The sequence below is a fragment of the Paraburkholderia nodosa DSM 21604 genome, from assembly GCF_000519185.1.
In the GTDB taxonomy this organism is placed as follows: Bacteria; Pseudomonadota; Gammaproteobacteria; order Burkholderiales; family Burkholderiaceae; genus Paraburkholderia; species Paraburkholderia nodosa.
Genome location: NZ_JAFA01000001.1, coordinates 385,139 through 406,207 on the forward strand (window position 1 = coordinate 385,139; position 21,069 = coordinate 406,207).

The 21,069-nt window shown below is 66.1% G+C and carries 19 protein-coding genes and 1 pseudogene; 5 read left to right on the plus strand and 15 right to left on the minus strand.

Annotated elements, in window-relative coordinates; all coding sequences use genetic code 11:
• Nucleotides 1–46: 46 nt before the first annotated feature.
• The 5 genes and pseudogenes from A3CW_RS0101750 to hda all read right to left on the minus strand — a co-directional run.
• Nucleotides 47–739 carry a deoxynucleoside kinase gene (locus A3CW_RS0101750; protein WP_028202031.1) on the minus strand — a complete coding sequence of 231 codons (693 nt, stop codon included), beginning with the start codon at nt 737–739 and terminating at the stop codon, nt 47–49.
• Nucleotides 736–1,275, minus strand: coding sequence for a 2-amino-4-hydroxy-6-hydroxymethyldihydropteridine diphosphokinase (folK, locus tag A3CW_RS0101755; protein ID WP_028202032.1), 540 nt, complete (start codon nt 1,273–1,275; stop codon nt 736–738). Before folK ends, A3CW_RS0101750 begins: the two co-directional genes overlap by 4 nt.
• A gap of 72 nt (nt 1,276–1,347) precedes the next feature.
• Nucleotides 1,348–2,994 carry a polynucleotide adenylyltransferase PcnB gene (pcnB, locus tag A3CW_RS0101760; RefSeq protein WP_028202033.1) on the minus strand — a complete coding sequence of 549 codons (1,647 nt, stop codon included), beginning with the start codon at nt 2,992–2,994 and terminating at the stop codon, nt 1,348–1,350.
• Complete coding sequence (locus tag A3CW_RS0101765) at nt 2,991–3,677, minus strand: histidinol-phosphatase (protein WP_028202034.1); 687 nt, start codon at nt 3,675–3,677, stop codon at nt 2,991–2,993. The genes pcnB and A3CW_RS0101765 overlap by 4 nt, the downstream gene beginning before the upstream one ends.
• A 653-nt stretch (nt 3,678–4,330) precedes the next feature.
• Nucleotides 4,331–5,008 (minus strand): annotated as a pseudogene (hda, locus tag A3CW_RS44845) (DnaA regulatory inactivator Hda); the annotation flags it as partial.
• A 285-nt stretch (nt 5,009–5,293) separates the two neighbouring features.
• Between hda and purM the strand changes: the two are divergent.
• Nucleotides 5,294–6,367 (plus strand): phosphoribosylformylglycinamidine cyclo-ligase, encoded by a 1,074-nt coding sequence (purM, locus tag A3CW_RS0101775; protein WP_028202035.1) that lies wholly within the window; start codon nt 5,294–5,296, stop codon nt 6,365–6,367.
• A gap of 77 nt (nt 6,368–6,444) precedes the next feature.
• Here purM and kynA read toward each other — a convergent pair whose 3' ends face one another.
• From kynA to kynB, 3 genes are read right to left on the minus strand one after another with little or no spacing between them, the layout of a single operon-like run.
• Entirely contained in the window at nt 6,445–7,407 is a 963-nt protein-coding gene (gene kynA / locus A3CW_RS0101780; RefSeq protein ID WP_028202036.1) for a tryptophan 2,3-dioxygenase, read from the minus strand.
• A 10-nt stretch (nt 7,408–7,417) separates the two neighbouring features.
• Complete coding sequence (gene kynU, locus A3CW_RS0101785; RefSeq protein ID WP_028202037.1) at nt 7,418–8,668, minus strand: kynureninase; 1,251 nt, start codon at nt 8,666–8,668, stop codon at nt 7,418–7,420.
• A 34-nt stretch (nt 8,669–8,702) separates the two neighbouring features.
• Entirely contained in the window at nt 8,703–9,347 is a 645-nt protein-coding gene (gene kynB, locus A3CW_RS0101790; RefSeq protein ID WP_028202038.1) for an arylformamidase, read from the minus strand.
• A gap of 142 nt (nt 9,348–9,489) precedes the next feature.
• On the opposite strand from kynB, the gene A3CW_RS0101795 reads away from it, so the two are divergent.
• Nucleotides 9,490–9,996 (plus strand): Lrp/AsnC family transcriptional regulator, encoded by a 507-nt coding sequence (locus A3CW_RS0101795; protein WP_028202039.1) that lies wholly within the window; start codon nt 9,490–9,492, stop codon nt 9,994–9,996.
• A gap of 31 nt (nt 9,997–10,027) precedes the next feature.
• Here A3CW_RS0101795 and A3CW_RS0101800 read toward each other — a convergent pair whose 3' ends face one another.
• The gene (locus A3CW_RS0101800; protein ID WP_302056642.1) at nt 10,028–10,540 is read right to left on the minus strand and encodes a flavin reductase family protein; all 513 of its coding nucleotides are present in this window, start codon (nt 10,538–10,540) and stop codon (nt 10,028–10,030) included.
• Between the two features lie 192 nt (nt 10,541–10,732).
• On the opposite strand from A3CW_RS0101800, the gene msrA reads away from it, so the two are divergent.
• Nucleotides 10,733–11,281: a peptide-methionine (S)-S-oxide reductase MsrA gene (gene msrA / locus A3CW_RS0101805; RefSeq protein ID WP_028202041.1), complete on the plus strand. Its 549-nt coding sequence runs from the start codon at nt 10,733–10,735 to the stop codon at nt 11,279–11,281.
• 55 nt (nt 11,282–11,336) lie between these two features.
• Here msrA and A3CW_RS44850 read toward each other — a convergent pair whose 3' ends face one another.
• The 3 genes from A3CW_RS44850 to pdxH all read right to left on the minus strand — a co-directional run bounded on the left by A3CW_RS44850 (nt 11,337) and on the right by pdxH (nt 14,906).
• The gene (locus A3CW_RS44850) at nt 11,337–12,746 is read right to left on the minus strand and encodes a DUF72 domain-containing protein (protein WP_081771481.1); all 1,410 of its coding nucleotides are present in this window, start codon (nt 12,744–12,746) and stop codon (nt 11,337–11,339) included.
• A gap of 119 nt (nt 12,747–12,865) precedes the next feature.
• Nucleotides 12,866–14,080 carry an SAM-dependent methyltransferase gene (locus tag A3CW_RS0101815; RefSeq protein ID WP_028202042.1) on the minus strand — a complete coding sequence of 405 codons (1,215 nt, stop codon included), beginning with the start codon at nt 14,078–14,080 and terminating at the stop codon, nt 12,866–12,868.
• Nucleotides 14,081–14,264: 184 nt separating this feature from the next.
• Nucleotides 14,265–14,906, minus strand: a complete 642-nt coding sequence (pdxH, locus tag A3CW_RS0101820) for a pyridoxamine 5'-phosphate oxidase (RefSeq protein WP_028202043.1) — start codon at nt 14,904–14,906, stop codon at nt 14,265–14,267.
• 166 nt (nt 14,907–15,072) lie between these two features.
• On the opposite strand from pdxH, the gene tcdA reads away from it, so the two are divergent.
• Nucleotides 15,073–15,945 (plus strand): tRNA cyclic N6-threonylcarbamoyladenosine(37) synthase TcdA, encoded by an 873-nt coding sequence (gene tcdA, locus A3CW_RS0101825; protein ID WP_051481107.1) that lies wholly within the window; start codon nt 15,073–15,075, stop codon nt 15,943–15,945.
• Nucleotides 15,946–16,036: 91 nt separating this feature from the next.
• Here tcdA and A3CW_RS0101830 read toward each other — a convergent pair whose 3' ends face one another.
• Entirely contained in the window at nt 16,037–16,771 is a 735-nt protein-coding gene (locus A3CW_RS0101830) for a Crp/Fnr family transcriptional regulator (protein ID WP_028202045.1), read from the minus strand.
• 733 nt (nt 16,772–17,504) lie between these two features.
• On the opposite strand from A3CW_RS0101830, the gene A3CW_RS0101835 reads away from it, so the two are divergent.
• Nucleotides 17,505–19,043: a mannose-1-phosphate guanylyltransferase/mannose-6-phosphate isomerase gene (locus A3CW_RS0101835; protein WP_035512136.1), complete on the plus strand. Its 1,539-nt coding sequence runs from the start codon at nt 17,505–17,507 to the stop codon at nt 19,041–19,043.
• A gap of 64 nt (nt 19,044–19,107) precedes the next feature.
• Here A3CW_RS0101835 and trxA read toward each other — a convergent pair whose 3' ends face one another.
• The gene (gene trxA, locus A3CW_RS0101840; RefSeq protein WP_028202047.1) at nt 19,108–19,956 is read right to left on the minus strand and encodes a thioredoxin; all 849 of its coding nucleotides are present in this window, start codon (nt 19,954–19,956) and stop codon (nt 19,108–19,110) included.
• 84 nt (nt 19,957–20,040) lie between these two features.
• A complete protein-coding gene (locus tag A3CW_RS0101845; protein ID WP_028202048.1) occupies nt 20,041–20,922 on the minus strand; it encodes a pirin family protein in 882 nt (293 codons plus the stop codon).
• Between the last annotated feature and the right edge of the window lie 147 nt (nt 20,923–21,069).

Genomic DNA, 21,069 nt, shown 5'->3' on the forward strand with positions numbered 1-21,069 from the left:
AAGAGGGGCTGCGCCGCTTGATCGTTCGATCGCGCCGATGAGGCGGTTATAGCGACGTGCCCTTGACGAAGGATTCCTTGCGGCCGCGCATCGTCTCGATACGTTCGGCGACGAGCGCGAGGTCCGCATCGGAACCTGGCAGATCCAGATGCTCCGCGCCGACGGTGAGCACCGGCGCATGATCGTAATGATAGAAAAAATCGTTGTAGCTGTCGCAGAGCGCTCGCAGGAATGCACTCGAGATAGGCAGCTCGCGCGGCAATGCCCGCTTCTGGATGCGCGCGTACAGCGCCTCGGGACTCGCCTGCAGATAGACGACGAGGTCGGGCGCGGGCGCGGACGAGGTCAGACGCGAGGCGAGCGCTCGGTAGAGCGGCAGTTCGTCTTCAGCGAGTGTGAGGCGTGCGAACAGATCGTTGCGTTCGGCAAGGAAATTCGTCACGAGCGGTACGCCCGCTTCGCGGCGCGCGGCTACGTCGCGCGAAAGCTGCTCGCGCTGCAAGGCAATATGTAACTGCGCCGCGAGCGCATGCGACGAGGGCGCGGTGTCGCGATACACGCGCTCAAGAAACGGATTCTCGGCGTTCGATTCGAACAGCGTCTGCATCGACCAGCGTTCGGCGAGGCGCGTGGCGAGCGTGGTCTTGCCCGCGGCGATCGGCCCTTCGATCACGATGTACTGGAGCGCGGCTGGCCGCGTGGCGCGCGCGCTGACGACGGGCAGGGGTGTTGTGCTCATTGGCAGGTGCCGGAGGGCGGCGTGTCCGGCGCGGGCGCCGCGCCCATGCACTGGCACAACGGCTTGACCTTCTCGATGCGCTGGTCGGCCACGGCGGCGAGGAACGCGCTGGCGGGCCCCAGGCCCGGAATCACGAGTTCGGGATCGATCTCGACGAGCGGCACGAGCGCGAACGCGCGACCGGTCATGCGCGGGTGCGGCACGACGAGGTGGGTTTCGTCGATCGTGGCGTCGCCGTAAAGCAGGATGTCGATGTCGAGCGTGCGGGGCGCGTTGCGAAAGGGACGCTCCCGGCCGAAGTGATGCTCCACGCGCTGACACAGCGCGAGCAGCGCGTGAACGTCGAGACTCGTCTCGATCTTCACGACGCAGTTGTAATAGTCGTCGCCGCCCGCGTCGATGGGCGCGGTGCGGTACAGACTCGATTTGGCGACGACGGTGAGGGTGTGCTGTTGTGCCAGGCACACCACCGCGTCTTTGAGGGTCTGGCGTGCATCCCCCAGATTCGCGCCAACTCCCAGCCAGGCAACCGTCATGGCTTCACTTCCTGCGACTTTTGTTGCGGTTCGACACGCGTGCGCCGCGGCTTGCCGCGACGCCGCACGGCGTCAGTCCTCGTGCGGACCGGCGTGGCCGTCATAGTCTGCACTGCTGGCTTCCTGCTCGTCACCGGCTGCGCCGGCTTCCGACGCAGCACCTTCGCCCGTTCTGCGGCTTTTCGCACCGCCGCGGCGGCGGCGCTTGCGCGGCGCGCGTTCCTTGCCGCCCTGCGCGAGAAGGCCCTCGCGCGCGGCGATGTCGCCGGAAATGAAGTCGGTCCACCATTGGCCGACTTCGGCGTCCAGCTCGCCCGATTCGCAGCGCAGCAGGAGGAAATCATACCCCGCTCTAAATCTTTGGTGTTCGAGCAGCTTGATCGCGCCGCGGCCACGTTTTTCGAGGCGCAGCTGCAGGCCCCAGATTTCGCGCATATCCGACGAGAAGCGGCGATGAATCGCGAGCTTTTCCGTTTGTGCGTCGATGACGTCGTCCATCGCGCGATGCAGCGCCGGCACGGCCAATTCGCCCTCAGCCGTGTATTGCTGCCAGCGTTGCTGCACGTCGTGCCACAGCAGCGTGGCGAACAGGAAGCCCGGCGAGACCGGCTTGCCCGCGCGCACGCGCGAGTCGGTATTCGAGAGCGCGAGCGTGATGAAGCGCTCGCCTTGCGGCTGTTCGAGCACCACGTCCAGCAGCGGCAGGAGGCCGTGATGCAGCCCTTCCTTGCGCAGCCACCTGAGGCACTCGAGCGCATGGCCCGAGAGCAGCAGCTTGAGCATCTCGTCGAAAAGACGCGCGGCCGGTACGTTGTTGATGAGGTCCGCGAGCTTCACGATGGGGTCGCGCGTGTGCTCTTCGATCTCGAAGCCGAGCTTCGCCGCGAAACGCACCACGCGCAGCATGCGTACCGGGTCTTCGCGGTAACGCGTGGCCGGGTCGCCGATCATGCGCAACAGGCGCGCGCGCATGTCGGCCATGCCGTTGTGGTAATCCAGCACGGTTTGCGTGGCCGGATCGTAGTACATCGCGTTGATCGTGAAGTCGCGGCGCGTGGCGTCTTCGTGCTGCTCGCCCCAGACGTTGTCGCGCAGCACGCGGCCGCTCGCATCCACGTGGTGCGTCTTGCGATCGAGCTCGTCGCGGCGCATGCGCTTTGGCGGCGCTGCGGGGGGCGCCGCCTCGGCGGGCGCGGCCTCGGCGGGCGGCGCATCGACCAGCGCGCGGAACGTCGAGACTTCGATGATTTCCTGGCCGAACTGCACGTGCACGATCTGGAAGCGCCGGCCGATGATGCGCGCGCGGCGGAACAGCTTCTGCACCTGGTCGGGCGTGGCGTCGGTGGCGACGTCGAAGTCCTTGGGCGCGACGCCGAGCAGCAGGTCGCGCACCGCGCCGCCCACGATGAACGCGCGGAAGCCCGCTTGCTGCAGGCCTTCGGTCACGCGCACGGCGTTGCGCGAGATGAGCGCGGGATTGATGCCGTGGACGTCGGCGGAAAGGATGACGGGCGTGGTCGGGTCGGGCGCGCCAACGCCTGCGCGCGGCTTCGAGGTCTTCTGCGCGCTGGCCGGCTTGCGGCGCGCGCGGGTGCTGCCGGCGACGGCGGCCGCGCCCTCATGCGAGGCCGTGTCCGGATCGGCGGCGGGGGCTTCGGTATCTTGCGCCGCTTCGGCATCGTCCTGGCCGAACAGCTTGCGGATGAGTTTCTTGATCACTGGGCTTGGAACAAATCGAGAATGCGCCAGCCCGCTTGTTGCGCGTGAGCGCGCAGGGTGTCGTCGGGGTTGGTGGCGATCGGGTCGGTGACTTTTTCGAGCAGCGGAATGTCGTTGTGCGAGTCGCTATAGAAGTAGCTGTGCTCGAAGTCCGAAAAGCGCTTGCCGAGCGAGGCGAGCCATTGCTCGACGCGCACGATCTTGCCTTCGCGGTAGCTCGGCGTGCCCGTCGGGCGGCCGGTGAAGGCCGATGCCGGATGGCCGTCCACGGTCTCGACTTCGCACGCGATCAGCTTGTCGACGCCGAACACCTCGGCGATGGGCGCCGTGATGAATTCGTTGGTCGCCGTGACCACGCAGCAGAGGTCGCCCGCTTCCTTATGCTTTTTCACGAGCTCGACTGCGCTCGGCAGGATGGTCGGCTTGATCACCTCGTGCATGTACTGGTCGTGCCACTCCATCAACTGCGCGCGCGAATATTTCGCGAGCGGCGTGAGCATGGCGACGAGGTAGGCATGGATGTCGAGCTTGCCGGCCTTGTAGTCGGCGTAGAAGCGGTCGTTTTGCTCCGCAAAGCGCTCGCCGTCGACAATGCCGAGCTTCACCATGAAGCGGCCCCATTCGTGGTCGCTGTCGGTGGGGATCAGGGTGTGATCGAGGTCAAAAAGTGCAAGGTTAGCCATGGGCGCTCATTTTACTTGAAGCGGGAGACGCCGTTGCCGCCGCCGGCGGGCGGCGTCGGCGCGGCGGGGTCCGCAGGGGATTCGGGGCCAGGAGGCGCGTCGTTCTGGGCGGGCGCTTTGCCGTCTTGCGATTGGGACGTCTCCGCCGCATCGGGCGTCGACGGAGTCTGTCCCGGTGTCTCGCCTGCGTTCGCCTCGGGTGTGGCGGTTCCGGCCGGCGGATCGAGATCGCCGCGCAGCTCGCCGCTCATCTCGTTGCTCACGTCGGCTTCGACTTCGCCCTGGAGTTCGGTGCCCAGTTCCTTGTGGACGACGTGACGATATTTGGCCCCCAATTCGCCTTCGACGTTGTCGGTCGGCTTGTCGAAGGGCACGCTCGTCGATGGGCGCGCCTGCAAGGCCGGTGCTTTCGGCGCCTCGTAGGGCTGGGCGTCGTCGGGCTCGGCGGCGGGGGCTTGCGGCTCGCTGGAGAAGAGCGTCGGCGGTGCCGGCGGCTCGTCGGCTTCAGCGGGTAGCGTTTGGGCGGCCGCGTTGCCGCTGGCCTCAGCTTCGTCCGCGTCGCTCGCGTCGTCCGTTTCTGCCGGCTCTTCGCTGGCGAGTTCCTCGTCCGTCGGCAGTGCGCTCGCTGCGCTCACCAGATCACCCACTCCATTCGCGAGCATCGTGCGCAACAGCGGCAGCGTCACCGCGCGCTTCTGTTCGAGCGAAAAGCGGTCGAGCGCGTCGAGCAAGCCCATCAGGCTCGGCATGTCGCGCCGGAAATGCGTGAGCAGGTAGGCAGGCACGTCGTCGGCGAGCGCAATGCCGCGCTCGCGCGCCGCGAACTTGAGGATGGCCGCCTTGCCTTCGTCGGAGAGCGGCGCGAGGTGGAACACAAGGCCCCAGCCCAGGCGCGTGCGCAGGTCCTCGCGCACGGCCAGACCCATGGGCGGCGCGTTGCCCGTCGCGACGAGCGCGCAGGCGGGGTAGGAGCGCACCTCGTTGAACAGGTTGAAGAGCGCGATCTGCTGGGCGCCCGAGAGCGAATCGCAGTCGTCCACCGCGTAGATCGTCACGCGCGGATCGAACGTGAACGCCGCCAGCGCGCTTTGCGGCCCCAGATAGCGCACGTGGCCCGGCGGCGCTTCGTCGGCGAGTGCGAGCAGCAGGTGGCTGCGCCCGTTGCCGGGCTCGCCCCAGACATAGAACGTGCGATCGGCGATCGGGCCCGCCATGAGCGCCGCGTCCAGACCGCGCAGGCGCGCGACCAGCTCGGCGTTGGCGCCGATATGGAAGTTGTCGAAGGTCGATGGCGGCGGGGTGCCGAGATCGAGCGTTAACTGTCGCTGCACGGTGTGTCTGGACGGAGTCGGTTCTAGTAAAGCGTGCTCTCGTGAGAACTGCGGAGATCACTGGGCCGCGGCCGCCGCAGCACGATGCCGAGGGCGAGCGCGATCCCGGTCCAGATAACGGCCCGACGCTGGTACGGTGCGAAATGCGGTGTGTTGTGCGGCAAAACTCGGTTTCCGGTTGTGGGGGCGCCAAGCGAGGCGCGTTCCAAATCTCGCTCCGCCCGCGGCGGCGGGGCGCCGTCAATCGGTTAAAATCGCATTTTACCGACCTTCTGGCGCTTCCCCATGAATCAACCGAAATCCGGCCCCGCTAATCAGGCACAGTCGCAGGACCAAGGCCTCTCCTACGCCGACGCTGGCGTCGACATGGTCGCGGGCGACGCGCTCGTCGATCGCATCAAGCCGTTTGCGAAGAAGACCCTGCGCGACGGCGTGATGGGCGGCATCGGCGGATTCGGCGCGCTTTTCGAAGTGCCGAAGAAGTACAAGGAGCCCGTGCTCGTTTCGGGCACCGACGGCGTGGGCACCAAGCTGCGCCTCGCGTTTCATCTGAACAAACACGACACGGTCGGCCAGGATCTCGTCGCGATGAGCGTGAACGACATCCTCGTGCAAGGCGCCGAGCCGCTGTTCTTCCTCGACTACTTCGCCTGCGGCAAGCTGGATGTCGACACGGCGGCCACAGTCGTGAAGGGCATCGCGCAAGGCTGCGAGCTGTCGGGCTGCGCGCTGATCGGCGGTGAAACGGCCGAAATGCCGGGCATGTACCCCGACGGCGAATACGATCTCGCCGGCTTCGCAGTGGGCGCGGTCGAAAAGAGCAAGATCATCGACGGCAGCACGATCGCCCCGGGCGACGTGGTGCTGGGTCTCGCCTCGAGCGGCATCCACTCGAACGGCTTCTCGCTCGTACGCAAGATCATCGAGCGCGCGCAGCCGGATCTCGCCGCCGACTTCGACGGCCGTTCGCTCGCCGACGCACTGATGGCGCCCACGCGCATCTACGTGAAGCCGCTGCTCAAGCTGATGGAAACCATCACGGTGAAGGGCATGGCGCACATCACGGGCGGCGGCCTCGTCGAGAACATTCCGCGCGTGCTGCGCGAAGGCCTCACGGCTGAACTGGATCACGCGGCATGGCCGCTGCCGCCGCTCTTCACGTGGCTGCAGAAGCACGGCGGCGTGGCCGATGCGGAAATGCACCGCGTGTTCAATTGCGGCATCGGCATGGCCGTGGTCGTGGCGGCGGATCAAGCCGATGCGGCGGCTTCCCTGCTGGCCGCCGCGGGCGAGCAGGTGTGGAAGATCGGCGTGGTGCGCGCAAGCAAGGAAGGCGAAGCGCAGACCGTGGTGGTCTAAGCCTCACGCGTTTCCGCGCAAAAAAATGCCCGCCATCGATTGGCGGGCATTTTTACTTTTGGGCGCCGCGATTGGCGTTACAGCACCGTGCGCACGTGCCACAGCTCCGGAAACAGCACGACGTCGAGCATCTTGCGCAGATACGGCGCGCCAGTCGTGCCGCCGGTGCCCTGCTTGAAGCCGATGATGCGCTCGACCGTCGTCACGTGGCGGAAGCGCCACTGACGGAACGCGTCTTCGAGATCGACGAGTTCTTCGGCCATCTCGTACAAATCCCAGTACTCCGAAGGATTGCGGTACACCTCCAGCCACGCCGCCTCGACCGTCGCGTCGTGTTCGGTCGGCTGCGTCCAGTCGCGGTTCAGGCGCTCGGGCGCGATCGCAAAGCCGCGCCGCGCGAGCAGGCGAATCACTTCGTCGTAGAACGAGGGCGCCTCGAGCGTCGCTTCCACCTGCTCGAAAATCTCGGCCCGATGCTCGTGCGGCTTGAGCATCTGCACGTTCTTGTTGCCGAGCAGGAACTCGATCTGCCGGTATTGATACGACTGGAAGCCCGACGACGCACCCAGATACGGCCGCATGGCCGTGTACTCGGAGGGCGTGAGCGTCGAGAGGACGTTCCACGCCTGCACGAGCTGCTCCATGATGCGCGAGACACGCGCGAGCTGCTTGAACGCGGGCGGCAGCGCGTCGCGGTGCACGTTGGCGAGCGCCGCGCGCAGCTCGTAGAGCGCGAGCTTCATCCACAGCTCGCTCGTTTGATGCTGCACAATGAACAGCATCTCGTTGTGATCGGGCGAGAGCGGATGCTGCGCGCCCAGCACAGCGTCGAGCGCGAGGTAGTCGCCGTAGCTCATCGACTTCGAGAAGTCGAGCTGCGCGTCGTGCCAGCCTTCGCCTTGTACTTCAGGCGCTTGCGCAGCCGGCGCGGGCGCGGCGGCGCCGTGTCCGAACGGGCAGCCGCCACGTGCGGCGCCGTGGGTCTCACTCGCGGTTTCACCCGCGTCGGGCATACCTGGGACTTGCATGTGATCGTTCATCTGCCGCTCCTCAGGTCACCGCGCCGCGCTCGGCGAATTCGGGCTTGCGCCAGGACTCGGTGGCGAGCACGTCGCGCAGCGTCTCCACGGCGTCCCACACGTCGACGTAACGCAGATACAGCGGCGTGAAGCCGAAGCGCAGCACGCGCGGCTCGCGATAGTCGCCGATCACGCCGCGCGCGATCAACGCCTGCATCACCTCATAGCCATGCGGATGCTCGAAGCTCACGTGCGAGCCGCGTTCCGCGTGAGCGCGCGGCGTGACGAGCGTGAGGCCGTATTCCTTGCAGCGCGTCTCGACCAGTTCGATGAAGAGATCGGTGAGCGCGAGCGACTTGCGGCGGATCGCCTGCATGTCGGTTTGCAGGAACACGTCGAGACCGCATTCGACGAGCGCCATCGACACGATCGGCTGCGTGCCGCAGAGAAAGCGGCCGATGCCGTTGTCCGGACGATAGACAGGGTTCATCTCGAACGGCGACTTGTGGCCCCACCAGCCCGAGAGCGGCTGCGAGAACGCATCCTGGTGGCGCTTGGGCACCCACACGAAGCCGGGCGAGCCGGGGCCGCCGTTCAGATATTTGTACGTGCAGCCCACGGCGTAGTCGGCGTTCGCGCCGTTCAGGTCAACCGGCACGGCGCCCGCCGAATGTGCGAGATCCCACAGCGCGAGCGCGCCCTGCGCGTGAATATGCTCGGTGAGCGCGCGCATGTCGTGCATTTCGCCCGTGCGGTAGTTCACGTGCGTGATCATCGCGACGGCCACGTCTTCGCGGATCGCGGCGCGCAGCTCGGCGGGATCGTCGACGAGGCGCAGCTCGTAGCCGCGGTCGAGTTGCTCGATCAGCCCTTGCGCGATGTACAGGTCGCTCGGGAAGTTCGAGCGCTCCGAGACGATGACGCGGCGCTTCGGGTCGCGCGCGTTCTGCACGCGCAGCGCGGCGGAGAGCGCCTTGAAGAGGTTGATCGAGATGGTGTCGGTGACGACGACTTCGTCGTCGGCCGCGCCGATCAGCTTCGCGAGCATGTTGCCCAGACGCTTGGGCATGGCGAACCAGCCCGCCGTGTTCCAGCTGCGAATGAGGCCTTCGCCCCATTCACCGCCGATCACGGCCTGTGCGCGCGCGGCCGAGGCCGAGGGCGGCACGCCGAGCGAGTTGCCGTCGAGATAGATGGTGCCGGCCGCGAGCGTGAATTGCTCGCGCAGGGCGGCGAGCGGATCGGCGCGATCGGCTGCCAGGGCTTCGTTGCGGTCGTTCATGTCTACGTTTCGTGGTTTGGCTAATTGAGGGGATTCAGTTGGCGGCGGCGGAAGGCAACTCGCGCAGCACGGCGCGTACGGGGCTGGCGTCGAGCGTCGCGAACTTCAGCGGCAGGGCGATGAGTTCGTAGTCGCCGCGCGCGACGGCGTCGAGCACGATGCCTTCGAGGATCGCCATGCCATGTGCGCGGATGCGGTGATGCGCGTCCATCGTCTTCGATTCCTGCGGGTCGAGCGAGGGCGTGTCGATGCCGATGAGACGCACGCCGTGTGCGGCGAGCAGATCGATCGTTGCCGGCGCGACGGCGCAAAACTTGCTGTCCCAGCGGTCCAGCGGCGCGTGCGCGTAGGTGCGCAGCAGCACGCGCGGCGGGATGCCAGGCAATGCGCCTTCCACGTGTTCGGGCAGCACGAGCGGTGCGGCGCCCACGCAATGAATCACGCGGCACGCGCCGATATACGTGTCGAGCGGCACCTCGCCGATCGGCGCGCCTTCGGCGTCGTAGTGCAGCGGGGCGTCGGTGTGCGCGCCGGTGTGGGGCGACAGCGTTACGCGTGCGACGTTGACTGGCGAGCCCGCCTCCATGCGCCACACGCGCTCGACGCCAACGGGCGTATCGCCGGGCCAGACGGGCGTTTCGGGGTGAATCGGCGGGGAAATGTCTTTGATCTGGGTCATGTCAACGGCGCCTTGCATCTACGTTGTCTACCTGATGCTTCGAATGATAGGCAACTCCTCGCGAAATGTGCTTGCGAAAAAAACGCCGCAAACTTCGGTTGTTGGCACATAATTTGTCTTAAGACGGGAATGGAGACCAAATATGAACGCAATCTCGCTTGATGCTACCGATTGCCGTATTCTCGCCGTGCTGCAAAACGAGGGGCGGATCAGTAATCTCGATCTGGCGGAGCGCATTTCGCTTTCGCCATCGGCGTGCCTGCGCCGTTTGCGGCTGCTCGAGGAGCAGGGCGTGGTGGAGCGTTACCGCGCGAGTCTGAACCGGGAGATTCTCGGCTTCGAGATGGAGGCGTTCGTGCAGGTGTCGATGCGCAACGACCAGGAGAGCTGGCACGAGCGCTTCGTCACGGCGCTGCGCGACTGGCCGGAGGTGGTGGGGGCGTATGTGGTGACGGGCGAGACGCACTACCTGCTGCGCGTGCTCGCGCACAACCTCAAGCACTACTCGGACTTCGTGCTCAACAAGCTGTACAAGGCGCCGGGCGTAATGGACATCCGCTCGAACATCGTGCTCACGACGCTCAAGGTGGAAGTGGGTGTGCCTGTGGACCTGATCGCGCAGCGCGAGCCGAAGAGCGCGCCGGCATAAACGGGAACGGCGGAGCGCGCGCCCCGCCGTATCAGAGCGACTGGAGCTGGTGGAACGCGCCGCCGTGGAACACGAGCGGCGAAGCGTCCGTGCCGTCCTCGCGCACGCCGCAGCGTTCCACTTCCCCGACGAAAATCACGTGATCGCCTTCATCGTAGCGGCTGCGGTTGTGGCACTCGAACCACGCGATCGCGCCGTCGAGCACGGGCATGCCGGTGTCGCCCGCCGCGTGCGAAACGCCCTCGAAACGGTCGCCCTTCACGGTCGCAAAGCGCTTGCACAGGTCGAGCTGCGACGCGGCGAGCACATTGATCACATAATGGCTGTTCGAGCGGAACACGGGCATGGACGCCGAGCGCGTGGCGAGGCTCCACAGCACGAGCGGCGGATTGAGCGAGACCGAGTTGAACGAGCTGGCCGTGATGCCGATGAGCGTGCCGTCGGGCGCGCGCGTCGTGATCACGGTCACGCCGGTGGCGAACTGGCCGAGCGCGCGGCGGAATGCGCCGTCGTCGAAATTGGGCGGGCTGGGGCGGCGGATCATCGATGCAGGCCTTCGGGGGCCGCGCGCGCGGCGGCGGGAGCAGAAATCGGGATCAACGTCATGTGGAAAATCGGCGAATTGTCACAATTTTAGCGGAAGCGGCGGATGGCGGGTCGCGCGGGGCACCGCGCAGTGGTGTCCGCCGTGCGGTCCGCGATGGCGTCCGCAGTCACGATCAAAGGAGCGAACAGCATGAGTCAGACAGTCGAAACGGCCACCCTGGGCGGCGGATGCTTCTGGTGCCTGGAGGCGGTGTATCTGCGCGTGGAGGGTGTGAGTGCGGTGGAGTCGGGCTACGCCGGCGGCCACGTGGCGAATCCGAGCTACGAGCAGGTTTGCGATGGCGACACCGGCCACGCAGAGGTCGTGAAGGTGGAGTTCGACTCCGCGAAAATCACGTATCGCGAGATTCTCGACATCTTTTTCGCGATTCACGATCCCACGCAGCTGAACCGCCAGGGCAACGACGTGGGCACGCAGTACCGCTCGGCGATCTTCACGCACGCCGAGGCGCAGCGCGAGACGGCCGAGCAGGCGATTCGCGAGCTGGCTGCAGAAGGCGTGTACGACGGCAAGATCGTCACCCAGGTGCTGCCGCTCGACGGCAACTACTTCCCCGCCGAGGCGTATCACCAGAACTACTTCGCGCAGCACCCGAACCAGGGCTATTGCTCGTTCGTGGTGGCGCCGAAGGTCGCGAAGTTCCGCCAGAAGTTCGCGCACCGGCTCAAGGCTGAATAAGTTCCAAAAGGCGCGCGGGCGGTTTCGATGCCCAGTTTCGATGCCGCTTCGCGCCTCAGTCTTCCTTTTCTTCTTCTGCTTGCGCGCCGGCCGGCGCTTCGTCCGGCGTCGCGTCGCGCGCGGCGTCCAGCGCCATTTCCCCGCGCAAGCGTTCCATCTCGTCCGCAATCGCCCGCGCGAGCTTCGCGCAGGTGAGCGGCGCCGATCCCTCCGCCTTGTTGTTCGTCGTGATCAGCACGGGCTGGCCTGCCATCGCATAGCGCGCGGCCAGTTCCGCGAGCGTGACGCGCGTATGCGGGTCTTCGTCCACCAGCTTGTCGAACGGCTCGTAGCGCGCCTTCGCCTGCTCGTACTTGAAGCCGCTATGCAGGCTCCAGCGCACGATCAGCGGGCCGGCCGGGGCTTCGCCGTCCATCAGCGCGAGCGCGGCGGCCTGGCGTAGCGGGTCCGGCATGCGGGCGTGCAGGCCCACGCAGTAGCGCACGCCCGCGGCGCGCAGCGTGCGCACGAAGCGCGGCGTGAGCAGGATCGCGTCGCGGATCTCGACGGCGTAGCAGGGGCCATCGCCGGCTGCGGCGGGCTCGGTCGATTGGGGCAGTGGCGGCAGCGCGGCGAGGAAGGCGGTCAGCCGCTCGACGAACGCCGCCGGGTCGGCCAGCAGCTGATCGGGCAGCGGCGGGAACTGGAACACGAGCGCGCCGGCCTTGCCGCCGAGGCCCGCGAGGCACGGCTCGACGAATTCGCGCGCGGCCAGCTCCGCGTTGAGAAAGCAGGGGTTCGCGGAAACAGGCTCGCCACGCTCGCCGCGCACACTGGCGTCGGTGACGAGCGCCGGCGCCTTCACGATGAAGCGGAAGTGGTCCGGCACCTGCTGCGCGTAGCGCAGGTAATCGGTGACGGTGAGCGGCGCGTAGAACGATCGGTCGATGCTTACCGAGCGCAGCAGCGGATGCGCGCCGTAGGCCGAGAGGCCGTCGCGGGCGAGCTTCGACTGGCTGTAGTCCTCGCCGTAGACGATGCCGCGCCAGCCCGGAAACGACCACGACGAGGTGCCAAGGCGCACGCTCGCGGGCAGCGCGGCGGCGACGTCGAGCGTGTCTTGCGTCGCTACGGCGGGCAGTACGCCGCGGCCACGGCGTTTCGGGGCGTTCGCGCCAGGCGCGGGTTTTGGCGGTTTTGCGCGCGGCTCGCCATCTTCGCGTGCTTCGATTCCGGTGTCGTCGTCGCGCGCGGCGCCAGCGAGGCGCTGGGTGGCGGATTTCGTGGCGGGCTTCGTCGCAGGCGTGGGCGCTGGCGCCGCAAAGCCGAACAAGTCAGGCTGCGGCACCGCACGGGCTTCGGCCTTCGGCGCGTTGCGGCGCGCAGCCGGGCGTGTGCCCGGGTGGGCGTCGTCGGGGCCGGAGTCGTTGGCCGGCCCGAGCGTCCTGTCGCCAAACAGGTCGTGGCCGTCGTCGCGTTCGTTCATGCAGTGGCGTCGCGCAGGGGCGTCGTGATGGCGGTCGTGGGGCGAAGCCGCCTTGGCCGGGCGCAACTGCGGGAACAGTTGACACGCTGGCGGCGCGGCGAACCGCGCCGCCGCCTGCGTCAGAGCGGCTTCTCGTACATATACCGGCGCGACCACGGCAGCGTTGTCGCGCTGCGGCCGGCCTTACGGCAGACGATCTGGAAGATCGACACGTCGTCGTGCTCGAACGCGTATGCGCAACCCGCCAGATAAACGCGCCAGATGCGGAACTTCTCGTCGTCGACGAGCTGCTTCGCTTCCTCGGCGCGCGCCTCGAAATTCTCCGCCCACAAATCGAGCGTGTGCGCATAGTGACGGCGCAGGCTTTCCACGTCAACCGCTTCGAGGCCCCCGTGCTGCGCCGCCTGGAGCGCGAGGCCGATGTGCGGCAGCTCGCCGTCGGGGAACACGTAGCGGTCAATGAACTCGCCGCCGCCCAGCGCCGTTTCGCCCGATTCGGCGTCCGACGAGGTGATGCCGTGATTCATGGCGACGCCGTCGTCGGCGAGCAGGTCGTGGACCTTGCGGAAATAGCCCGACAGATTCTTGCGCCCGACGTGCTCGAACATGCCCACGCTCGTGATGCGGTCGAACTGGCCTTGTATGTCCCGATAGTCCTGCAGGCGGATCTCGATGCGGTCTTCGAGGCCCGCCGCCTTCACACGTGCGGTTGCGAGATCGAACTGGTTCTGCGAGAGCGTCACGCCCACGCAGCGCGCGCCGAACTTCTGCGCCGCGCGCAGCACGAGCGCCCCCCATCCGCAGCCGATGTCGAGCAATGTGTGACCCGCCTTCACCTGGATCTTCGTGAGGATGTGGTCGATTTTCTTGAGCTGGGCGGTGGCGAGGTCTTCGTCGCCGTTTTCGAAGTACGCGCACGAATAGAGCATGTTCTCGTCGAGCCAGAGCTTGTAGAACTCGTTCGAGACGTCGTAGTGGTACTGGATGGCCCGCTTGTCCGTGGACTTCGAATGCGTGAAATAGCGGCGCACGCGCGCGAGCTTGCCGGCGCTCGTGACGGTGTTGCGCGCGAGCGAATAGCTGATGTTGATGATGTCGGCGAGCTTGCCTTCTATGTCGATCTTGCCCTTCACGTAGGCCTCGCCGAGATTGTCGAGGCTCGGCGTGAGCAGGAGCGGCAGCGCCGACGCGCTATTGACCTTGAGCGTGACCTGAGGCGCGGCGAAGTGGCCGAAGTCGTATTGCTGCCCGCTCCAGAGCACGAGGCGGGCGGGCAAGTCGGCCTTGCTGCGCACTTCTTCTGCCCACTGTGCGAGTTTTTTCTCCCAGAACATGCGTTTCTCTCCGTGTCAGATGAACGATTGAAGCCCAATGACAAAAGCGAATTGCGATGCAGGTTTTTGGCAACAGCGTTATGGCAACAGCGAGCTACTGAACGACGTGCAACGAAAGCGGTGAGACGAAAACCCGGTGGGCGCGGCGTAAGTGCGGTACATGTGTTACGCCGCGCGCATGCACTCAGGGCGCGAGACGCTCGATTTGCCAGGCCGCGCCCGCGCGCTCGCGCGTGTAGCGGATGCGGTCGTGCAGGCGCGACGGGCGGCCCTGCCAGAACTCGATGGCCTCCGGCACGAGCCGGTAGCCGCCCCAGTGCGGCGGGCGCGGCGGCGCTTCGCCATACTGGGCGGCGATTTCGCGCTCGCGCGCTTCGAGCGTCTCGCGGTTCGCGATCACCGTGCTTTGCTCCGAAGCCCACGCGCCAATGCGCGAGCCGAGCGGGCGCGAGTTGAAGTAGGCGTCGCTTTCCTCGGCGCTCGTGAGTTCGACCTTACCCTCGATGCGGACCTGGCGCTCCAGCTCGATCCAGTGAAAGAGTAGCGCTGCATGCGGATTCGCACTCAGCTCGCGGCCCTTGCGGCTTTCGTAGTTCGTGAAGAACACGAAGCCGCGCTCGTCCACGCCCTTGATGAGCAGGATGCGCGCGGCGGGGCGGCCTTGTGCGTCGACCGTGGCGACCGTCATGGCGTTGGGCTCGGGCAGCTTGGCGTCGAGCGCCTGGGCGAACCAGGTCTGGAACTGGCGGATCGGATCGGGATCGACATCGGCGGCGTCGAGCGAGCCGAGCGAGTAGGTCTTGCGGAGATCGGCGAGGGAGGTCATCTTTTAGGCAGACGCTTCAATGCGGACAAGTATATCGAACAGGCGAGGAAACAGGGGCGCCCGGCCAGGAGCGCACGGCCTCGTTCGGCGAGATCAGGCAAAATACGGGTCTTGCGAGGACCGCGACAGCAGCGTGCGACCGGTCCGCTTACGATTGCCTACCGTCATGTCCAGTACTCCGATTTCCCCTGCCGCCGGCTCCGTCGATCTTACCCCGAGCCCTGCCGACGATGTTGCCGACCGCGCCCGCCGATTCGGCGGAATCGCGCGGCTTTATGGCGCACCGGCGCTCGATGCGTTCGAGCGCGCCCACGTCGCCGTGATCGGCATTGGCGGCGTGGGCTCCTGGGCCGCCGAGGCGCTCGCGCGCAGCGCGATCGGCAAGCTCACGCTGATCGACCTCGACAACGTGGCCGAGAGCAACACCAACCGCCAGATCCACGCGCTCGACGGCAACTACGGCAAGCCCAAGGTCGAGGCCATGGCCGAGCGCATCAAGCTCATCGACCCGGCCTGCAACGTGCGTCTCGTCGAGGATTTCGTCGAACCATCGAACTTTGACGCGTTGCTGGGCGGCGGCTTCGACTACGTGATCGACGCCATCGACAGCGTGCGCACCAAGACCGCGCTGATCGCCTGGTGCGTGGAGCACCGCGTGCCGCTCATCACGGTGGGCGGCGCGGGCGGGCAGCTCGACCCCACGCGCATTCGCATCGACGACCTCGCGCTCACGATCCAGGACCCGCTGCTCTCCAAGGTGCGCGGCCAGTTGCGCAAGCAGCATGGCTTTCCGCGCGGGCCTAAGGCGAAATTCAAGGTGAGCGCGGTGTATTCGGACGAGCCGCTTATCTATCCCGAGGCGGCCGTGTGCGATATCGACGCCGAAGCCGAGCACGTCACCACGTCGCCGGGGCATCACGGTCCGGTTGGGCTGAACTGCGCGGGCTTCGGTTCGAGCGTTTGCGTGACGGCGAGTTTTGGTTTCGCGGCGGCTTCGTATGTGCTGCGCGCATTGGCGCATCAAGCCAGCGGGCGTTGATGCCGAGCGGCAAGAACGCAAGAAAGCGTGCCTGATAAGGCACGCTTTCGTATAGCCCTGGAAAGCGAACGAACCGCGCGCGTCGATCGCCTTATTCGACCGCTTCCGCTTCGTGCAGACGCGGCAGCAGGCGATCGAACTCGCGGCGTACGAGACCGTAGCACTCGCATGCGCGCGCTTCGAGGCGCTTGCGGTCGAGTACGCGGATCTTGCCGCGGCTGTGGTGGATCAGACCTTCGTCGTGCAGCTTGCCGGCTGCTTCCGTGACGCCTTCGCGGCGCACGCCGAGCATGTCGGCGATCAGTTGCTGCGTCACGCTCAGATCGTTCGAGTCGACGCGGTCCACTTCGATCAGCAGCCACCGGCACAGCTGCTTGCTCAGCGAGTGGTGCCGGTTGCAGGCGGCCGTCTGTGCGACCTGCGTGAGCAGTGCATGCATGTAAAGCAGCGTGATGCGGCGCAGGAGGTCCGAGCGCGCAAACTGCTGCTTGAGCGCCTGTGCGCTGATGCGGTAGGCGAAGCCCGAACTTTGCACTTGCACGCGGTTCGGCATCGTTTCGCCACCGGTCAGCACAGGCACGCCGGTCATGCCTTCCCGGCCCACGGCTGCAATTTCGACGGAACTACCGTCTTCCATTGTCGTGAGCATCGAGATGACGGCGGTCGTCGGAAAATAAACGTGATGAATGCGCTGGCCGCAATCGCAGAGCAGTTGTTCATTGCGCAGTTGAACAAGTTCGAGATGCGGCGCCAACGCCTGCCACTCGTTCGACGGAAGTGCGCCCAGCAGATGATTGCCGTGCAGATCGGATTGAAGGGTCAACATGATCGGTCCTCGCGTAAAGCGGCGTATGCCGCCTCCTGTTTTTTCTGTTTCCGGCTGCCGAACTTTTTGTTATCGCCGCTACCCGTACGGCTCTACGTTCGATGCGCCGGCCCCATAAGCCCCGTTAGCGTTTTGCGATCTTTATTGTCGGCATCTACGCCTGTGTGGCGAACTCTACTTAGCAGGGGTTGTGCCAGCAGCCGCGAAAGTGAGGACGCTTGCGGTTCTGCGCGGCGCGAGCTATTTCCGGCGCGACGCAAAGCCGCATTATTGTTTCAGTTTTGTACAGCGCCAGCGCGGCGCCGTTTGCGAAGTCGCTAGAGTTTGATGTCGCCAACGCCTTGATTTATATAGCTACTTTCGCTGCGCACGCGGATGCGCGGAAATGAGTCCTCGCTGAAACATCGTTGGGCCATCGCCTTGAGAGCGTTCTGTGCCTGCCTTTGAAGCGACGCGGTTTTGATTCAGTTCTGTTGGGGGGGCACCGACACTGTCGCAAAAACGTTCGGATGTGAAACATCACCTTGCGCGGCCATCTTCGCGCTTCGTGCGTTGCCGCACATAACGATGACTGCGCGATGACTGCGCCTGCGTCCCAAAGAAAAATTTCCTGACGGTCCATGCGATCAATGTGGTTGCGCGTACAGATTCGCGCGATGTGTCTTGCTCAAATGTCATCCGTACGCGAACCAATAACGAGACTCGGTGCATGACTTCGGGGGGAGTGACTCGAATGAACAACGATGTGACATCTGCCGGCCTGCTAGCCGCGATCAGCGAAGGTGACGCCGAACTCGTCGTTCAGCCCGTTGTGCTGGCGGGTGGTTCCGGCACGCGGCTATGGCCGCTTTCGCGCGAACAATGTCCCAAGCAACTGATCGATCTGCTCGATGGCGAGTCGCTGCTCGAGGCGACTGTACGGCGCCTCGATGGCGTGTTCCTGCACGCCGGCGCCGCATTGCCTGAAGCGCACACCGCGGTTCGCAAGGCTGCGCCATTCGTCGTGAGCAGCGAGGACTTGCGCCATCTGACCGCTGACCGTCTCGGTCGCAGTGGCATGGCCGCTCGCTTCGTGCTCGAACCGCTCGCGCGCAACACGGCGCCCGCGCTGACGGCGGTCGCGCTTGCCGCCAGCGGCGACGGCGATCCCGTGCTCGTTGCCATGCCCGCCGACCATCTGATCGCCGATGGCGCCGCGTTTGCCGCCGCGCTCGAGGAAGCCGTGGCGCACGCGGCGCGCGGCGCCATCGTCACACTTGGCGTGCCGCCGCAGCGTGCCGAAACGGGCTACGGCTACATCGGTGCGGGTTTGCCGCTCGGCAGCAGCGGAGCGCGCAGCATCGAGCATTTTGTGGAAAAACCCGATGCTGAGCGCGCTGCAAGCTATGTCGCTTCGGGTAACTATCTTTGGAACAGCGGGATTTTCGTTGTGCGCGCATCGGTCTGGCTCGCGGCGATCGCGCACAGCCGGCCGCTCATCGCGGCGCAGTGCGCGGCGGCTTTCCAAAATGCTTCCGTCGACGCTGACGGCACCGTCCACTTGAACCGCGATGCGCTCGCCTCCTGTCCGTCCGATTCGATCGACTACGCGGTGATGGAGTCGGTCGGCGTCAATGCGCGGCTCGCGGGCGTGGTTGTGCCGCTTCGTTCGGGCTGGTCGGACGTCGGGGCGTGGGATGCCCTGTGGCAGGTCTCGGAGAAGGACGAGAATGGCAACGTCGCGCGCGGGCGCGTGCTGTTCGAGGATGCGGCGGATACCTTCGTTCATTCGGACGGCCGGCTCGTTGCCTGCGTGGGCGTGCGGGGCATGGTGGTGGTCGAGACAGCGGACGCCGTGCTCGTTGTCGCGAAGGACCGCGTTCAGGACGTCAAGGCGGTGGTTGCAAAGCTCAAGGCGCAGCACAGTGAGGTGGCCCGGCAGCACCGGCGCGTGGAGCGCCCGTGGGGCTGGTACGACTCCGTCGATCAGGGCGAGCGCTTTCAGGTCAAGCGCATTGTTGTCAAGCCGGGTGGCCGGCTTTCATTGCAGATGCATCACCACCGCGCTGAGCACTGGACCGTGGTGCGCGGCACGGCGCGCGTCACGCGCGGCGATGAGGTGCTCCTGCTTTCCGAAAACGAATCGACCTATATCCCGCTTGGCATGACCCACCGGCTCGAGAATCCAGGCAAGACGGCGCTCGAGATCATCGAGGTGCAGTCGGGCTGTTATCTCGGCGAGGACGACATCGTGCGCTTCGACGACCAGTACGGTCGGGTTCAGCAGGCGTAGCTGACTGAACGTAAGGCGAGGCTGTAACGCGAGGACGCGCGCGGCGTCCTCCGCGTGCCCAATATCAGTTCAGCGTCGCGCTCAGCTTGCGTCGCCACTCGCTCACGAGCTGCGGCTGATGCGCCGCGAGATCGAACACGGAAAGCATGGTCTTGCGGCCCACATCGTCGCGAAAGGCGCGGTCGCGCTTCACGATCTCCAGCAGATGCTCGAGCGCGCCCGCGTACTTGTGCCGCGCGATCAGCGCGCTCGCCAGATCGAAGCGCGCTTCGAGGTCGCCGGGATTGGCGGCCACCTGGGCTTCGAGCGCGTCGGTGGGCGGCAGGTCGGCGGCGGCGTCGAGCGCGTCGAGGCGCGTCTTGAGCGCGTTAAAGCGCGCGTCGATGCCCTGTGTGGTCTTGGGCGAGAGCAGCTCGACTTCCTTTTGCGCGTCGTCGGCGCGGTTGTCGGCGAGCAGCATCTCGATCAGGTCCATGCGCACTTCGTCGTTGCCCGGATCGAACGCGAGCGCGGCCTGCAGCGCTTCATAGGCTTCGTCGCGGCGGCCCTCGGCCAGCGCCTCCTGCGCGGCATGGCGCGCGGCGTCGGCGCCGTCGGGGATCAGGCCGTCGAGGAACTGGCGCAGCTGGCCTTCGGGCAGCACGCCCACGAACTGATCGACCGCCTGGCGGTCCGCGAACGCCACGACGTGCGGAATGCTGCGCACGCCGAAGTGCGCGGCGAGCTCCTGGTTCTCGTCGACGTTCACCTTCACGAGCTTCCATTTGCCCGCGTAGTCGGCCTCGAGCTTTTCGAGCATCGGGCCGAGGCTCTTGCAAGGGCCGCACCAGGGCGCCCAGAAGTCGACCAGCACCGGCGCGAGCGCCGACGCTTCGATCACGTCTTTTTCGAAAGTGGCGAGAGTGGTGTCCATTGCGTCCTCGTTGAGAAATGCGTCATGTCGCTAGTTGGGGACGAAACGCCCAGGTTTCAATCATCCGTCCGAAGCGGCGAGCCGTTAGCGCGGCTTCTTTTCCGGCAGCGGAATCCATTCCGTTTCGCCGGGAACATGCCCCATTTCCTGGCGCGTCCAGGCTTCTTTCGCGGCTTCGATCTTCTCGCGCGAGCTTGCCACGAAGTTCCATTCGATGAAGCGCTCGCCTTCGAGCTTTTCCCCGCCGAGCAGCATCACGCGTGCGCCATTCGTGCTCGAGAGCGTGGCGGTTTCGCCCGGCACCAGCACGGCCATGGTGTGCTGTTCGAGCGGCGTGCCGTCGATCGCGAGATCGCCTTCCACGAGATACACGCCGCGCTCTTCGTGCTCCGCGTCGAGCGCGAACGCGCTGCCCGGCGCAAAATCTGCGGCGACGTAGAGCGTGCCGGAAAAGGTCTCGACCGGCGAGGTGGCGCCGAACGCCGTGCCGGCGATCACGCGCATCGTGACGCCGTTGCGCTCGATTTCGGGCAGCATGGCGGCGGCGTGATGGAAGAACGACGGCTGGGCGTCTTCGTGATCGAGCGGCAGCGCCACCCAGGTCTGGATGCCGTGCATGGTGAGGCCGGTGGCGCGGTCCTCGTCGGGCGTGCGCTCGGAGTGGACGATGCCGCGCCCGGCCGTCATCCAGTTCACGTCGCCGGGCACGATCTTCTGGCTCGAACCGATGCTGTCGCGATGCATGAGCGCGCCGTCGAAGAGATAGGTGACCGTCGCGAGCCCGATATGCGGATGCGGGCGCACGTCCACGCCCGAACCCGGCGCGAGCGTGGCGGGGCCCATGTGGTCGAAGAAGATGAACGGGCCGACGAGGCGTGCGGCGAGCGCGGGCAGCACGCGCCGCACATAGAGATTGCCGATGTCGCGTTGATGAGGCTTGAGAACCGCTTTGATCGATGAGGACATGATGCTTCCTGGATGAGTCGTACGGCACGCGCTTGAGCCCAACAGTGGGCGAAATCGACGCGCGGGCAGGCCGCGCGCGAGGCTGGCGCTCATTCTAACGCCGGCTTTCCCGGCGTGCGGCCAACCCAGGGGCCCGGCGCGGGCGGC